Source organism: Leifsonia stereocauli (genome assembly GCF_038432415.1).
GTDB lineage: Bacteria > Actinomycetota > Actinomycetes > Actinomycetales > Microbacteriaceae > Orlajensenia > Orlajensenia stereocauli.
In genome coordinates this window covers 737,008-753,587 of the sequence record NZ_JBCAUN010000001.1, presented here as the reverse complement: position 1 = coordinate 753,587, position 16,580 = coordinate 737,008, and the positions used below count along the sequence as shown (strand labels likewise).

General features: G+C 69.2%; 9 protein-coding genes. 4 read left to right on the top strand and 5 right to left on the bottom strand.

Annotated features, from left to right (window positions below):
* Positions 1 to 6: 6 nt before the first annotated feature.
* The 4 genes from AADV74_RS03695 to AADV74_RS03680 all read right to left on the bottom strand — a co-directional run bounded on the left by AADV74_RS03695 (position 7) and on the right by AADV74_RS03680 (position 6,797).
* Positions 7 to 1,755, bottom strand: coding sequence for an alkaline phosphatase family protein (locus tag AADV74_RS03695; RefSeq protein WP_342111945.1), 1,749 nt, complete (start codon positions 1,753 to 1,755; stop codon positions 7 to 9).
* 2 nt (positions 1,756 to 1,757) lie between these two features.
* Entirely contained in the window at positions 1,758 to 4,097 is a 2,340-nt protein-coding gene (gene ligA, locus AADV74_RS03690; protein WP_342111943.1) for an NAD-dependent DNA ligase LigA, read from the bottom strand.
* A 194-nt stretch (positions 4,098 to 4,291) separates the two neighbouring features.
* The gene (gene mnmA, locus AADV74_RS03685; RefSeq protein ID WP_342111940.1) at positions 4,292 to 5,434 is read right to left on the bottom strand and encodes a tRNA 2-thiouridine(34) synthase MnmA; all 1,143 of its coding nucleotides are present in this window, start codon (positions 5,432 to 5,434) and stop codon (positions 4,292 to 4,294) included.
* Between the two features lie 151 nt (positions 5,435 to 5,585).
* Positions 5,586 to 6,797, bottom strand: a complete 1,212-nt coding sequence (locus tag AADV74_RS03680) for a cysteine desulfurase family protein (RefSeq protein ID WP_342111938.1) — start codon at positions 6,795 to 6,797, stop codon at positions 5,586 to 5,588.
* Between the two features lie 168 nt (positions 6,798 to 6,965).
* On the opposite strand from AADV74_RS03680, the gene glgX reads away from it, so the two are divergent.
* On the top strand, positions 6,966 to 9,008 hold the full coding sequence (gene glgX / locus AADV74_RS03675; protein WP_342111937.1) for a glycogen debranching protein GlgX: 2,043 nt from the start codon (positions 6,966 to 6,968) through the stop codon (positions 9,006 to 9,008).
* A gap of 13 nt (positions 9,009 to 9,021) precedes the next feature.
* Positions 9,022 to 9,507, top strand: a complete 486-nt coding sequence (ybaK, locus tag AADV74_RS03670; RefSeq protein WP_342111935.1) for a Cys-tRNA(Pro) deacylase — start codon at positions 9,022 to 9,024, stop codon at positions 9,505 to 9,507.
* A 124-nt stretch (positions 9,508 to 9,631) separates the two neighbouring features.
* Here the strand turns inward: ybaK and glgP are convergent, their stop codons facing one another.
* Positions 9,632 to 12,199 (bottom strand): alpha-glucan family phosphorylase, encoded by a 2,568-nt coding sequence (glgP, locus tag AADV74_RS03665; RefSeq protein WP_342111933.1) that lies wholly within the window; start codon positions 12,197 to 12,199, stop codon positions 9,632 to 9,634.
* Positions 12,200 to 12,283: 84 nt separating this feature from the next.
* On the opposite strand from glgP, the gene AADV74_RS03660 reads away from it, so the two are divergent.
* Together AADV74_RS03660 and glgB are read left to right on the top strand one after the other, a co-directional pair.
* The gene (locus AADV74_RS03660; RefSeq protein ID WP_342111931.1) at positions 12,284 to 14,320 is read left to right on the top strand and encodes an alpha-1,4-glucan--maltose-1-phosphate maltosyltransferase; all 2,037 of its coding nucleotides are present in this window, start codon (positions 12,284 to 12,286) and stop codon (positions 14,318 to 14,320) included.
* Positions 14,317 to 16,539, top strand: a complete 2,223-nt coding sequence (glgB, locus tag AADV74_RS03655; RefSeq protein ID WP_342111929.1) for a 1,4-alpha-glucan branching protein GlgB — start codon at positions 14,317 to 14,319, stop codon at positions 16,537 to 16,539. The genes AADV74_RS03660 and glgB overlap by 4 nt, the downstream gene beginning before the upstream one ends.
* The last annotated feature ends 41 nt before the right edge of the window (positions 16,540 to 16,580 follow it).

Sequence of the window (16,580 nt, the reverse complement as noted above, 5' to 3'; positions counted from 1 at the left end):
ACGATTCTATCGGGGCGTACCGAACAGCCCGTCGCCGTACTTCTGCAGGAGGTCGAATGCCTCGCCGTAGGTCTCGGGGATCGCCTCTCCCGGAGCGCCGTACTTGGCGATCAACAGTCCCACGAGCCCGCGCCCAGGCGGGCTGAGCGGGTGATCCCGGTCCTTCGCAGCCGGATGCGGTGCCGATTCGGGATTGGGTGGCGTGTACTGCGGCATGGTCGTCGGCCAGGTGCGCGGGTCGCGCGGCGCCGTGAGCGTGACGGCGTTGAGTATGTCTGGCGCACCCTCGTCGCGCTTCGTCAGGGGATCCAGGCCGTGCAGCTTCGACAGGGTCGCGATGAGGGATCCGTGGTGCATCGCATCGTTGATGATGCTGCCGGATGCCGTCCACGCCGAGATCGCGATGGCGGGCACGCGGCATCCGAGCCTGTCGAAGGTGAAGCCCATCTCGCCGGGATCGGCCGACGCGGCACCGCCGGGCGGTGTCGCCCCTGGCGGCGGAACGTGGTCGTAGGTGCCGCCGTGCTCGTCGAAGGTGATGAGCAGGAGCGTGTTGAGGGCGTTCGATCCCGTCGTCGCGGCGCTCGTGCGCACGGCGTCGTAGACGCGGTGCACGAGGGCCTCGCCGGCCCTCACATCGGAGACGGCGCTGTCGATGATGGGCTCGCCGTCGAGATCGCTCTCGCGCAGCCGACCGACCGGCGGATGGAAGTCGTTGTGATCGTAGATGAGACGCGGCTCGATGAACGAGTACGGGGCCAGGGTGCCTGCGGCCACATCCGCGTAGAACTCGGACATGGGGGCGAAATGGGAGGTGCGCCAGTACTTCTCCAGCGCTGGAGCGTGCAGCACCCCGGTGAGGGAGACGAGCTGGAGATCGTCGAAGTAGATGCGCCAGTCGACACCCGCGTCCTCGAGCCGGTTGAACACGGTCGGATCCGCCGGCGCATCCAGCCACTTGCGGTAACCGTCGCCCCCCTTGTTCGTGACGAATCCATGCGAGGTCGAGGCGTGGAAGAACGATCGGTTGCAGAACGTCTGCGACGGCACGGCGCAGTGCCAGGAGTCGTACAGGGCGAAGTTGCGGGCCAGGGTCGACAGCACAGGGAGCATCGCGGGTGAGAAGCTGCCCATGATGTGCGCTGCCTCGGCGGGGCTCGGCGGCGTGCCACCGCGGAGATGGCGGTACTCCGACCCGTAGTCCGCGAGGAAGCCGTCCATCGTGGGTTTCGCTCCGGCCGGCGGAGCGTTGTACGGCGACCGCATCTCCTCGACCGCGATGCCGGCGTTCGACGCTGGGCTCACGGTCCCGAAGAGCTGGGTGTTGACGTGCGGGTACTCCTCGCCGGGATCGGGGTCGGGCCGGCTCATGATCTCGTCGGTGGCACCGACGTAGACGTGGGCGGCGACGACGTCACCGTCGAGAGTCGTGTTCGAGTACGAGCCGAAGGCGAGGCCGTCGAAGGTCTGGCCCGTCGGCAGGTCGTCAGGGGTGTACAGGAACCCGAGCAGGTTGTCGAAGGAGCGGTTCTCGCCCATGAGCACGACGATGTGCTCGATGCCCTGCGCGGCGCCGGGGTCGGGCGTGGGCTCCGGCGCTGCGGTGGCGTCGTGCAGGCCCGCCCTGTGGCCGATGGCCCCTCCTGCCACGCCGCTGGCGATCACTCCCGCCGCCGCGATCCCTCCGGCCGTCAGGAAGGCGCGCCGCGATGTCGCGTTCTTCTGCGGCTCCTTCATCTCCCCCGGATCGGCCATGATCAGTCCGTCGCGTCCGCACCGTCGTCTGCATCGATGGACCGAGATTCCTCGGAGGAAACGCGAACGGCGTCGGGCCCTCCCACGAGCAGCAGTCGGAACTGGTCGGCGTCGAGGATCGGGATCCCGAGAGCCTCGGCCTTCCCCAGCTTCGACCCGGCACCGGGACCGGCTGCCACGAAATCGGTGTTCTTCGAGACGCTCGACGCCGACTTGCCGCCGGCGGCGATGATGGCCTCCTGCGCTCCCTCTCGCGTGAAGCCTTCCAAGGACCCTGTGGCCACCACCGTGAGACCGACGAGGGGCCCACCGGCCGCCGCCGCAGCTCCCGGACCAGGATGCCCCGGCGTCGTGAACTGCACGCCCGCCGCCGTCCAGCGATCGACGATGTCGACGTGCCAGTCGACCGTGAACCAGTCGAGCACGGCGTCGGCGATGATGCCGCCGACGCCCTCGACCTCGGCGAGCTCCTCGCGGCTGGCCCCGCGGATGGCGTCGAGCGAGCCGAACCAGCCCGCAAGAGCGCGGGCGGCGACGGGTCCGACGTGGCGGATGTTGAGCGCAACGAGGATGCGCGCGAGCGGCTTCGTCTTGGCCTTCTCGATCTCCTCGATGAGCTTGATCGCGTTCGCCGAGGGAACGGCATCCGCATCGCCGTCGAAGACATCGGACTCGGGAGCGAAGGCGCCGTCCTTCCTGGCCCGGCGCCGCCGGAACGGGGTGTCGATCTTCGCCGCTCCGTCGTCGAGCTCCTTCGGGAGACCCGTCTCGGAGTCTCGCACGACGACCTCGATCGGGAACAGGTCGGCCACGCTCAGCGAGAACAGGGTCGCCTCCGTCACGAGGGGCGGCACTTCGGGGCGTTCGGGCTGGGTGAGGGCGGATGCCGCCACTTCGCCGAGCGCCTCGATGTCGAGGGCGCCGCGTGATCCGATGTGCTCGACACGTCCGCGCACCTGGGCCGGGCAGCTGCGCGCGTTCGGGCAGCGCAGGTCGATGTCGCCCTCCTTGGCCGGCGCCAGCGGAGTGCCGCATTCCGGGCAGTCGGCGGGCATGACGAAGGCACGCTCCGAGCCGTCGCGCAGTTCGACGACCGGGCCGAGCACCTCGGGGATGACGTCTCCGGCCTTGCGGAGCACCACGGTGTCCCCGATGAGCACGCCCTTCGCCTTCACGACGTCTTGATTGTGCAGGGTGGCCTGGCGCACCTCGCTCCCGGCCACGCGCACCTTCTCCATGACGGCGTACGGCGTCGCACGCCCGGTGCGGCCGACGCTCACGACGATGTCGAGCAGCTTGGTGTTCACCTGCTCGGGCGGGTACTTGTAGGCGATGGCCCAGCGCGGGGCGCGGCTGGTCGCGCCGAGTTCGTCGTGCAGTTCGAGCTCGTCGACCTTGATGACGATGCCGTCGATCTCGTGGCTCACGCTGTCACGGTGCTCGCCGTAGTAGCGGATGAAGTCGGCGGCCTCCGCCGCCGTCGGCACCACGCGGTAGTAGGGCGAGGTGGGCAGGCCCCACGTCTTCAGCAGCTCGTAGGTCTCGGACTGGCTGGCCACGGGCGGGTTCTGCCAGGCGCCGATGCCGTGCACCAGCATCCGCAGCCTGGAGAGTCTGTCGTGCATGAGAGCGAGCTGGGCGCCGGTCTTGCTCTCGGCCTTCTGGCGCAGCGAGCCGCTGGCGGCGTTGCGCGGGTTGGCGAAGACCCTGTCTCCGGCTGCGGCCTGGGCTGCGTTGAGTTCGCGGAACAGCTCGACCGGGAAGTAGACCTCACCGCGCACCTCGACGATGTCGGGGTGATCGGTTCCGGCGAGCTTCTCGGGGATGACCGAGATGAAGCGGACGTTCTCCGTCACGTCCTCGCCGACGACGCCGTCGCCGCGGGTCGCCGCCGTGACCAGGACCCCGCGCTCGTAGCGCAGGTTGATGGCGAGGCCGTCGATCTTGAGTTCGCAGAGGTAGGCGACGCTGCGGCCGGCGTCGCGCTCGACCTTGGCCGCCCAGACCTCGAACTCCTCGATGGAGAAGACGTTGTCGAGGCTGAGCATGCGCTCGGCGTGCTGCACCGGCGCGAACAGAGTGGAGTCGGCGCGGCCGCCGACGGTGAGGGTGGGGCTGTCCTGGCTCTGCACCGCCGGGAAGAGTCGCTCCAGAGCCTCGAGCTCGTGGATGAACGCGTCGTACTCCTGGTCGGAGTGGATGGCGGCGTCGCGCTCGTAATAGGCGTCGCGCGCCTCGAGGATGAGGGTGGTCAGCTCGCCTGCCCGTGCTGAGGCCTGCTCGAGGCTGAGCGTCTCGAGTTGGTCGTCGGTCGGCGGCGTCACGGATGCATCGGGGCTCACCCGTTCAGTCTAGGGACGGCCACCGACGCTCGGAACGGATGCCGCCACCAGCCGCCGTGCGCCATTTCGCGGGGTGCCGCGCCACGTCATGTGGCGCAGAGCACCCGGAAATGGCGCGCCGACCGGCGGGTACGGTCTCGCGCCGCTCGCAGAGGGCCGGACGACGTCCGCGCCCGACGCGCTTGGACCGCGCGCTACGCGCGGGCGTCTGCGAGCATCGCCTCCACCGGCACTGCGCTCACCGTGCGGTCGATGGTGCACTGGCCGAGCACTCGGGTGCCGACGTAGACGACGGCGGTCTGGCCGGGAGCCACGCCGTTGAGTGGCACGTGCGGGGTGACGACGAGCTCCTCGGCGCCGGCGGCATCCGTAGACACCACGGCCGTCGCAGGAACGGGATCGGCGTGGGCACGGATCTGCACCTCGCACTCGAACGGCATGTGGGAGTTGAGCGGCGGCAGTCCGGCCCAGGTGAAGCGCGATCCGGCGATCTCGGCGATGTCGAGAGCCTCCTTCGGGCCCACGACCACCGTGTTGTCCTTCGGGCGGACCTCGAGGACGAAGCGCGGCTTGCCGTCGGCTGCAGGGGTGCCGATCTGGAGGCCGCGGCGCTGGCCGACCGTGTACGCGTGCGCACCCTCGTGCTCGCCGAGCTTGGCTCCTGTGCGGTCGAGGATGTCGCCGGTCTCGGCACCGACGCGCTCGGCCAGCCAGCCCCGGGTGTCGCCGTCGGGGATGAAGCAGATGTCGTGGCTGTCGGGCTTGGAGGCCACGCTGAAGCCGCGTGCGGCGGCCTCGGCGCGCACCTCGGCCTTCGACGGGGTCGCGCCGAGCGGGAACATCGCGTAGGCGAGCTGCTCGGTGGTGAGCACGCCGAGCACGTAGGACTGGTCCTTCGCCCACGCCGCAGCGCGGTGCAGCTCGCGGTTGCCCGCGGCATCCGTCGTGATCGAGGCGTAGTGCCCGGTGACGACGGCGTCGAACCCGAGCGAGACGGCCTTCTCGAGCAGGGCGGAGAACTTGATGCGCTCGTTGCAGCGCATGCAGGGGTTGGGCGTGCGACCGGCGGAGTACTCGGCGATGAAGTCGTCGACGACGTCGGCCTTGAACCTCTCCGAGAAGTCCCACACGAAGTACGGGATGCCGATGAGGTTGGCGGCGCGCTGGGCGTCCATCGAGTCCTCGATGGTGCAGCATCCGCGCGATCCCGTGCGCAGGGTTCCCGGCATGCGGCTGAGCGCGAGGTGCACGCCGACCACGTCGTGTCCGGCGTCGACGGCGCGCGCTGCGGCGACCGCTGAATCGACGCCACCACTCATTGCTGCCAGAACTCTCATGGGTCCCAGTCTACGAAACGGATGCTGGACGGATGCCGATCCCCCGGGTGTCCCCGTTCGCCGAGGCCCGGACGCAGTCCGCGGCCGAAGCGCAGGATGTCGACGGGCGCTTCGGGCGGTCGCTTCGCTCGGCCCTCACCGAGCGGGACGCTCAGCGATCGAAGGACGTGGCGCGGCCAGCGAGCCCAGCACGTGCCGCTTGCGCGTACGCCGCGGGCAGCGCAGCCACGAACGCGTCGACGTCGGCCTCCGTCGTCGTGCGCCCGAGCGTCACGCGCAGGGCGCTGCGTGCGGACTCGTCGTCGCGTCCCATCGCGAGAAGCACGTGCGACGGCTCGGGGATGCCGGCCTGGCACGCCGATCCCGTCGAGACCGAGACGCCGGCAGCGTCGAGCAGGAACAGCAGCGAGTCGCCCTGACAGCCCGGGAACGCGAAGTGGGCGGTTCCCGGCAGACGGCGGGCAGGGTCAGGGTCTCCGTTCACGACGACCGACGGCACCGCAGCCACGGCGCCGGCGACCAGGCGGGAGCGCAGCGCCTCCACCCGCGCCGACTCCGCCTCCATCGCTGGAATCACGGCCTCGGATGCCGCAGCGAACGACACCGCCGCAGCGACGTCCTGCGTTCCCGACCGCACCTGGCGCTGCTGACCGCCGCCGTGGATCAACGCTTCGAGCGCGGCCGTCCGGCTCAACACGAGCGCCCCGATGCCGACGGGCCCGCCGATCTTGTGCGCCGAGACACTGAGCGCCACCAGCCCGACCCCGGCCGCGGCGCCCGAGGCTGCGCGTACGTCCGCGAAGGAGATGGGAACGTGCCCGTACGCGGCCACGGCGTCCAGATGCAGCGGAACCCCATAGCGCGCGGCGAGGGTCGCGATCTCGGCGACGGGCTGGACGGTACCGACCTCGTTGTTGGCCCAGAGCATGCTGACGAGGGCGATTGAGGTCGCATCCGTCGCCAGGACGCTCTCGAGGGCGTCGAGACGGACGCGTCCGAGATCGTCGAGCGGCAGCCAGTCGATGACGGCACCCTCGTGTCGCTCGAGCCATTCGACCGTGTCGATCGTGGCGTGGTGCTCTCCGCCGGGAACGAGGATGCGGTTGCCTGGGCGAGCCCAGAACAGGCCCTTGATGGCGAGATTGATCGCCTCGGTGCCGTTGCCCGTGAACACGACCTCGATGGGATCGCAGCCCAGGGTGGCCGCGACCTGTTCGCGGGCCTCTTCGAGCAGGCGTCTGGCGTTCTGGCCCTGACTGTGGATGGACGACGGGTTGCCGACGATGGCCATCGCATCGACGTACGCCGAGATGGCGGCATCCGACATGGGAGTCGTCGCGGCGTGGTCGAGGTAGACGGCCATGGGTCCTCCGATCGGTCGAGCGCGCGCCTTCCATTCTCGCTCGTCTCCGAGGTCGACCGTCACGGGTCCGGCCGACCGCCGCGCCGGGATGCACCAGCGGCGGAGGTGAGCCGTGCCACTGGAGCGCGGTGTCCGGATCGGCCTTCAGCGATCAGTACTGTTGATCGCATGACTCACGCCCGGCCCTCCGCCCCGCTCGGCGTACGGATGACCTCGCACGGAGGCGAGTTGCGCGTGCACAGCGCGACCGCCGATTCGCTGGAACTCTGCCTGTTCGACACCAACGACTCCGACTGGGTCTTCAAGACCGTTCCGATGACCCGCGAGGGCGACGTGTGGTTCGCCCGCACCCGCAGCCTCTCTCCCGGACGCCTGTACGCGCTGCGGGCAACCGGTCCGAAAACGCCCCAGGATGCCTTCGATCCCGATCGCCTGCTGCTCGACCCCTACGGCCGCGGCATCACCCGCTCGGCGACCGGATGGCGCTCCGTCGTCGTCGACGACGAGTTCGACTGGCAGGGCATCGAGTCGCCGCGCACCTCCCTCGACCACACCGTCGTCTACGAGATGCACGTCAAGGGCTTCAGCAAGCTGAACCCCGACGTACCGGCCGAGCTGCGGGGAACCTACGCCGGGCTGGCGCATGACGCCTCCGTCGCCGCCCTGCAGGATCTGGGCGTGACGGCCGTCGAGCTGCTGCCGGTGCACGCCTTCACCTCGGAACAGCGTCTCATCAAGCAGGGCCTCGAGAACTACTGGGGCTACAACACGCTCGGCTTCTTCGCGCCGCACGCCCCGTACGCCTCGGATGCCGCCCAGGCCGCCGGCGCCGGCGCCGTGCTGCGCGAGTTCAAGGGCATGGTGAAGGCTCTCCACAAGGGCGGCATCGAGGTCATCCTCGACGTCGTCTACAACCACACCGCTGAAGAGGGGCCCGGCGGCCCGACGACGAGCCTGCGCGGCATCGACAATCGCGGCTACTACCGCCAGGACGCCCACGGCGGCTACATCGACACCACCGGCTGCGGCAACACCCTGGACTTCGGTCAGCAGGCCCCGCAGGACCTCGTGCTGGATTCGCTGCGGTACTGGGCCGAGCAGGTGCAGATCGACGGCTTCAGGTTCGACCTGGCCGCCACCCTCGGACGCGGGGAGAACCTGTCGTTCGACCCGCAGCATCCGCTGCTCCAGGGCATCCTGAACGATCCTGTGCTGTCGCAGCGCAAGCTCATCGCGGAACCGTGGGACATCGGCCCCGACGGCTGGAAGACCGGCGCGTTCGGAGACGGCTGGACGGAGTGGAACGACCGCTACCGCGACCGCATGCGCGACTTCTGGCTGGGCGACATCGCCCGGGCCCGCGCGACAGGCTCTGCTGGCAGTGGCATCGGCCGTTTCGCCACTCGCCTGGCCGGATCGTCGAACACCTTCTCGCAGCAGCGCGGCCCGCTCGCCTCGCTCAACTTCATCACGGCTCACGACGGCTTCACCCTCGCCGACCTCACCGCCTACAACGAGAAGCACAACGAGGGCAACGGCGAGAGCAACCGCGACGGCTCGAGCAACAACAACTCGTTCAACCACGGAGTCGAGGGCGCGACGACGGATGCCGCCATCCTCGACACCCGTCGCCGCGCGATGCGCAACCTGCTCGGCACCCTGCTGCTCTCGGCCGGAGTGCCCATGCTCACCGCCGGCGACGAGTACGGCCGCACCCAGCGCGGCAACAACAACGCGTACTGCCAGGACAGCGAGCTCACCTGGCTGAGCTGGAAACGCGAGGCGTGGCAGACCGACCTGTTCGGCGTCACGAAGCGGCTGCTGCAGCTGCGACGCGAGAACCCCGCCCTGCGCCCCGTGAACTTCGGGATGTTCGGTGAGACTGTGCCGAGCGCATCGCAGATGGACTGGTTCAACGACGAGGGCCTGTCGATGTCGGAGGAGGACTGGAACTCGGCCGACGAGCGAACACTGCAGTACCTCGCGGCATCCACCCCCGAGTTCGAGGAGCTCAACCGCATCCTGCTCGTGATCCACGCCCTCGAGGAGCCGACCTCGGTCACGCTGCCCGAGCACGCGGGGGTGGAGGGCTTCACGCTCCTCTGGGACTCCTCGGACGACTCGCTCGACGACCGGGAGACCGAGTTCGTCCCGGGCCAGGAGCTGGCGGTGTCCCCCACGTCGATGCAGCTCTACCGCGCCCACGGCTGAGAGGACGGGCCTGATGGCGAGAACGGATGCCCCTGGCACACCGGCGACGGCAGCGCTCAGCGCGGCCGGCATCGCGTTCTCGGCTCACGTCTACGAGCATGACCCTCGGGCGACGAACTTCGGCACCGAGGCCGCCGAGAAGCTGGGGCTGGATCCGGAGCAGGTGTTCAAGACCCTCGTCGCAGATGTCGCGGGCACGCTGGTGGTCGCCGTCGTTCCCGTGACGGGCATGCTCGACCTCAAGGCGCTCGCGGCCGCGGCTGGCGGTGGCAAGGCTGTCATGGCCGACCCGAAGTTGGCAGAGCGCAAGTCGGGCTACATCGTCGGGGGCATCAGCCCGATCGGCCAGAAGACGCCGCTCATGACGGTGATCGACGAGACCGCCATCCTGTTCGACACAGTGTTCGTCTCGGGCGGGCGTCGCGGGTTCGACATCGAGCTGGCGCCGGACGACCTGGCATCGATCACCGGAGCGACCTTCGCGGCGATAGCCCGCTGAGGCTCTCGCAGCATCAGCCGCTCGCTGAGGCCCGCGCGCAGCGCGCGGCCGAAGCGCGTCCACGATGGCGCTTCGGCCGCGGACTTCGTCCGGGCCTCAGCGAGCTCGTGGTGAAGCTAGCGGATCACGCCGTCGCGATCAGCCCCAGATCGGCCGGGGCCGCCATCAGGGCGTTGTGCGGCACCACGCGGACCGTGTAGCCGAACGAGCCGGCACGGCCGAGCTTCACCGTGCCCGTGAACAGCGTCGGCTTGCCGGCATCCGGAGTCGTCCCCTGCGCGGCCACAGGCTCCAGGGCCAGCCGGTGCACGTCGGTGAGTTCGTCGTTCTCGCCGCTGCGTCCGTAGACGGCCTCGACGAGGACGTCGTCGGCCGAGAGGCCGCCGAGGTGGATGTGGGCACGCAGGTGCAGCTCGTCGCCCACCTGCGGCACCGAGGTCATGCCACCGGACTCCACGTGCGCGACGGATACCCCCGGCCACGCGGCATCGACCTTCGCACGCCAGGCCGACAGTGCGCGGCCGCCTGCGAAGTGATCGGCGGAGAGCGCCTTCTCGGCAGCGGCGGCCGGCACGTACAGCGCCTGCACGTACTCGCCCACCATCCGGTCGGCAGACAGCGCCGGCGACAGGGTGCGCAGGGTGTGCCGGATGCTCTGCATCCAGGTGCGCGGAATGCCGTCATGATCGCGGTCGTAGAACCGCGGCGCGATCTCGTGCTCGATGAGGTCGTACATCGCCTCGGCCTCGCGGCGGTCGCGCTCGGCCGGGTCCGTCACCTCGGCGGAGGGGATGGCCCAGCCGTTCTCGCCGTCGTAGAACTCGTCCCACCATCCGTCGAGGATGGAGAGGTTCAGCACGCCGTTGAGTGCCGCCTTCATGCCCGACGTCCCGCAGGCCTCGAGCGGCCGGAGCGGATTGTTGAGCCAGACATCGGTTCCCGGGTAGAGCGTCTGGGCCATGGCGATGTCGTAGTCGGGCAGGAAGACGAGCCGCCCGCGGATCTCGGGCTCGGCGGCGAACCGCACGAGTTCCTGGATGAGCCGCTTGCCCTCGTCGTCCGCCGGATGCGACTTGCCGGCCACCACGATCTGGATCGGCCTCTCAGGATGCGTGAGCAGGGCGCGCAGGCGATCGCGGTCGTGCAGCATGAGCGTGAGTCGCTTGTAGGTGGGCACGCGACGGGCGAAGCCGATCGTGAGAACGTCGGGATCGAGCACCTCGTTCGTCCAGGCTGCGACAGGACCCGTCGGGTTCTGGCTGCGCCACGACTTCGCTGTGCGCCGGCGGGCATCCTCCACGAGGTCGGCACGCATGGCGTTCCGTACCGACCACAGGTCGAGGTCGCTGAGCGCCTCCGACGACCAGTCGACACGGGTGGTGTCAGACGTGCCGAAAGTCTTCTCGGCGAGCTCGAGCAGACGCGGATTGGTCCAGGTGGGCGCGTGCACACCATTCGTGACCGAGCCGATCGGCACGTCATTCGGGTCGAATCCCGGCCACAGCCCCGAGAACATGCCGCGACTCACCTGGCCGTGCAGCTTGGAGACGCCGTTGGCGCGCTGCGCGAGGCGGAGGCCCATCACGGCCATGTTGAAGACGTCCTTCGTTCCGCCGTCGTACGACTCCGCGCCGAGGGCGAGCACGTCGTCGACCTGCACGCCGGGCAGGAGGTCGGTGGAGAAGTAGCGGGTGATGAGCGCAGCATCGAAGCGGTCGATGCCCGCGGGCACCGGCGTGTGAGTCGTGAACACTGTTCCGGCGCGCACGACCTCGAGCGCCTCGGAGAACGAGAGCCCCTCGCCGATCAACCCGGCGATGCGCTCGAGCCCGAGGAATCCGGCGTGGCCCTCGTTGGTGTGGAACACCTCGGGAGCCTCGGACCGGGTGAGCTCCGACCAGGCGAGCACGGCCCGCACGCCGCCGATGCCGAGCAGGATCTCCTGCAGCAGCCTGTGCTCTCCCCCACCGCCGTAGAGGCGATCGGTGATCTGGCGCAGGTCGTCGGCGTTCTCGGGGATGTCGGTGTCGAGCAGCAGCAGGCGCACGCGCCCGACGGCCGCCTGCCAGATGCGGGCGTGCAGGGCCCGGCCGTCCGGAAGCGCGATCGAGATCTGCAGCGGTGAGCGGTCCGGCCGGCGCAGGACGGCGAGCGGGAGTCCGTCAGGATCGAGCGCCGGGTAGCTTTCCAGCTGCCAGCCGTCGGCCGAGATGGCCTGCGTGAAGTAGCCGGCCTTGTAGAACAGGCCCACGGCCACGAGCGGGATGCCGAGATCGGAGGCGCTCTTCAGGTGGTCGCCGGCGAGGATGCCGAGGCCGCCGGAGTACTGCGGCAGGGTGGCGGCGATGCCGAACTCCGGCGAGAAGTACGCGATGCGAGCGGGCTTGTCGCCCTCGAGGTGCTGGTACCAGCGCGGCTCCTCGAGGTACGAGGTGAGCTCGTCGCGGAGCTGGTTCGCCCAACCGACGTAGCCGTCGTCGGCGGCGAGCTCGTCGAGGCGTTCGCGGCTCACCTCGCCGAGCAGGGCGATCGGGTCGTGGTCGACCGCGCGCCACACGGTCGGATCGATGCGCTCGAACAGGCGCCGGGTGGGCTCATGCCACGACCAGCGCAGGTTGCCCGCGAGGGCTTCCAGGGCGCTGAGACGCTCAGGGAGGACGGCACGGACGGTGAACTTGCGGATGGCCTTCACCCGACTCACCCTATGGCCGTGATGTGACCGGCGTGTAAACGTCAACCCTCAGCGCGCCGCACCTGATCGCGCTACGGTCGGAGAGTGAGTTTCACAACAGTGTCAGCAGGCCGTATCCCCGTTCTCGACCTCTCCCCTCAGATCAACGACGATCTCTGGCCGGCGAAGGCCTTCGTCGGGGAGGTGGTGCCGTTCCGTGCGACCGCCTTCCGGGAAGGGCACGACCTCATCGGCGTCGAGCTCGTGATCACCGACCCGACAGGGGCGGCATCCGTTCACCGCATGAAGCCCCTCGCTGCAGGCACGGACCGCTGGGAGGCGCAGGTGCTGCTCGACGTGCAGGGCGAGTGGTCCTGGCGCGTGCGGGCGTTCGCCGACGACTTCGAGACCTGGGTGCACAACGCCGAGCTCAAGGTTCCGGCCGGAGTGGACGTCGAACTCATGTTCACCATCGGTGCCCAACTGCTCGCCGGCGCCGGGGCCGACAAGGCCCGCCCGCTCGCCGATCGCCGCCTGCTGAGCGCCGCCGCGAAGAAGCTGACCGATGTCTCGAAGACGGATGCCGCCCGCCTGGCCGTGTCCGCCGACCCGCGTCTGCACGAGATCATCGGGCGCCACCCCGTCGCCAGCCTCGAGTCGCATTCACCTCGACGCGTGATCCGTGTCGAGCGCACCCGAGCCGGACGCGGCTCCTGGTACGAGTTCTTCCCGCGCTCCGAGGGCGCGAAGAAGCTGCCAGACGGATCGTGGAGGAGCGGCACCTTCCGCACGGCCGCGAAGCGCCTCCCCGCCGTGGCGGCGATGGGATTCGATGTGCTCTACCTGCCGCCCATCCACCCCATCGGCCGTTCCTTCCGCAAGGGGCCGAACAACACCCTCGACGCCGGGCCGAACGATCCTGGCTCGCCGTGGGCCATCGGCTCGGCCGAGGGCGGCCATGACGCCATCCACCCCGACCTCGGAACCCTCGCCGACTTCCGCCACTTCGTCGGCAAGGCACAGGAGGCCGGCCTCGAGATCGCTCTCGACTTCGCGCTGCAGGCATCGCCGGACCACCCCTGGGTGACCGAGCACCCGGAGTGGTTCACGACCCTCCCCGACGGCACGATCGCCTTCGCCGAGAACCCGCCGAAGAAGTACCAGGACATCTATCCGATCAACTTCGACAACGATCCGGAGGGGATCCGCCAGGAGTCGCTGCGGCTCATCAGGCACTGGATCGCCCAGGGCGTGCGCATCTTCCGCGTCGACAATCCGCACACCAAGCCGCTCGACTTCTGGGAATGGCTCATCGGCACCGTCAACGCCGAGAACCCCGACATCGTGTTCCTCGCCGAGGCCTTCACCAGGCCCGCCCTCCTTCAGGCTCTCGCGAAGGTCGGCTTCCAGCAGTCGTACACCTACTTCACCTGGCGCAACACGAAGGAGGAGCTCGAGGAGTTCCTCACCTCCCTCTCGACCGAGACGGCAGACTTCCTGAGGCCGAACCTGTTCGTCAACACGCCGGACATCCTCACCGAGTACCTGCAGTTCGGCGGGCCGGCCGCCTTCACCATCCGCGCCGCCCTCGCCGCGACGATGGCGCCGACGTGGGGCGTCTACTCCGGCTTCGAGCTGTTCGAGGCCGTCGCCCGCCCGGGTGCCGAGGAGGCCATCGACAATGAGAAGTACGAGTACAAGCCGCGCGACTTCGCCGCTGCAGAGAAGTCCGAGCGCTCGCTCGCCCTCTTCATCGGCATCCTGAACCACATCCGTTCGACCCACCCGTCTCTGGGGCAGTTGCGCAACATCCGCTTCCACGGCAGCGACGACGACGCCGTACTGGTGTTCTCGAAGCATCTCGACGGCGCCTTCACGCCGACGGGAGAGTCCGACTCGATCATCGTGGTCGCCAACGTCGACCCGCACTCGGTGCGCGAGACGACAGTGCACCTCGATCCCACGGCGTTCGGCCTGCCGTCCGACGCCCTCTTCGAGGTGCACGACCTCGTCACGGGTTCCGTCTGGACCTGGGGCGAGCACAACTACGTGCGTCTCGACTCGTTCACGACACCAGTGCACATCCTGCACGTCCGCCCCGTCTCAGTGACGGATGCAGCATCGAAGGGAATCCCCGCATGACACGCGACGACGCCGAGGTCGCCCTGGGCCTGCCCGAGCTCTCCCCCGAACTTCTGGCCACCCTTGCCACGGGCAGCCACTTCGACCCCCATTCGGTGTTGGGCCAGCACCTCGTCGATGCCGCCGGCGTCGGCGACCCCGTCACGGTCATCCGCGCACTGCGCCCCCTGGCCGAGAGCGTGCACGCCGTGCTGCCGTCTGGCGCCCACATCGAGCTGGCTCACGTCGGATCCGGCATCTGGCAGGGCGTCAGCGTGCTCGGCGTGCAGGACTACACGCTGGAGACCCGCTACGCCGACGGGGCCCACTGGATCGCCGACGACCCGTACCGCTACCTGCCGTCGATCGGAGAACTCGACCTGCACCTCATCGGCGAGGGCAGGCACGAACGCCTCTGGGACGTGCTCGGTGCGCACTACCGCGAGCATCTCGGCGTCACTGCTGGCACGCGTGGCACGTCGTTCACCGTCTGGGCTCCGCGAGCCCGCGCCGTGCGAGTCATCGGCGACTTCAACGGCTGGGACGGCACCCAGCACTCGATGCGCAGCATGGGCGGATCGGGAGTCTGGGAGATCTTCGTTCCCGAGCTGCACCCGGGCAGCGCCTACAAGTTCGAGCTGCTCACGCAGGGCGGCGAGTGGGTGCGGCGGGCCGACCCGATGGCCAGGTTCACCGAGGTTCCTCCGGCGACGGCATCCGTCATCGGGGAATCGAGCTACACCTGGAACGACGGCGAGTGGATGGCGCACCGCGCCTCGCACGACGTGCACGACGACCCGATGAGCGTCTACGAGCTGCACTTCGGCTCGTGGCGCCCGGGACTGAACTACCGCGACGCCGCCGACCAGCTCATCGAGTACGTCAACGAACTGGGCTTCACCCACGTCGAGTTCATGCCGCTGGCCGAGCACCCGTTCGGCGGATCATGGGGCTACCAGGTGACCGGCTACTACGCCGTCACCAGCCGGTACGGCCACCCCGACGACCTGCGCTACCTGATCGACCGCCTGCACCAGGCGGGAATCGGCGTGCTCATGGACTGGGTGCCCGGCCACTTCCCGAAGGACGAGTGGGCTCTCGCGAACTTCGACGGAGCGCCCCTGTACGAGCACCCTGACCCCCGCCGCGGTGAGCAGAAGGACTGGGGAACCCTGGTCTTCGACTTCGGCAACCGCCAGGTGCGCAACTTCCTCGTGGCGAACGCCCTGTTCTGGCTCGAGGAGTTCCACGTCGACGGTCTGCGCGTCGACGCCGTGGCCTCGATGCTCTACCTCGACTACTCCCGCACGGAGGGCGAGTGGGAGCCGAACATCCACGGCGGCCGCGAGAACCTCGAGGCGATCTCGTTCCTGCAGGAGGCGACGGCCACGGCCTACAAGCGCAACCCGGGCGTCGTGATGATCGCCGAGGAGTCGACCAGCTGGAAGGGCGTCACCGCTCCGACCTCCGCCGGCGGGCTCGGCTTCGGCTTCAAGTGGAACATGGGCTGGATGCACGACTCGCTCCAGTACATCCAGGAGGACCCGATGTATCGGTCCTACCACCACAGCGAGATCACGTTCTCGTTCCTCTACGCGTTCAGCGAGAACTTCATGCTGCCGATCAGCCACGACGAGGTCGTTCACGGCAAGGGCTCGCTGCTGGCCAAGATGCCCGGCGACCACTGGCAGAAGCTCGCCAACGTGCGGGCCTACCTCGCGTTCATGTGGGCGCACCCCGGCAAGCAGCTGCTCTTCATGGGCCAGGAGTTCGGCCAGCCGTCGGAGTGGAGCGAGGAGCGCGGACTCGACTGGTGGGTGCTCGACCAGCCCAGCCACCGCGGCCTGTTCGACCTCGTGGGCGCGCTCAACCGCGTGTACCGGGAGAACCCGAGCCTGTGGGCCCTCGACAACGACTCGAGCGGCTTCGAGTGGATCGACGGCGGCGCTGCAGAGCAGAACGTCGTCTCGTTCCTCCGCAAGGACGGCAGCGGCGACGTGATCGCCTGCATCATGAACTTCGCCGGCAACCCGCACGGCGACTACCGCGTGGGCCTGCCGTTCGCCGGACGCTGGGACGAGATCATGAACACGGATGCCGAGGCGTACGGCGGCTCCGGCGTCGGCAACCTGGGCGGCGTCGAGGCGACGGCGACGCCGTGGGCTGGGCGTCCGGCCTCGGCCGCCGTCACGCTGCCGCCGCTCGGCGGGCTCTGGCTCAAGTACACCGCCGCTCGCTGATTGCCGAGCGAAGCGACCGCCCGAAGCGCGCACTCTGGCGA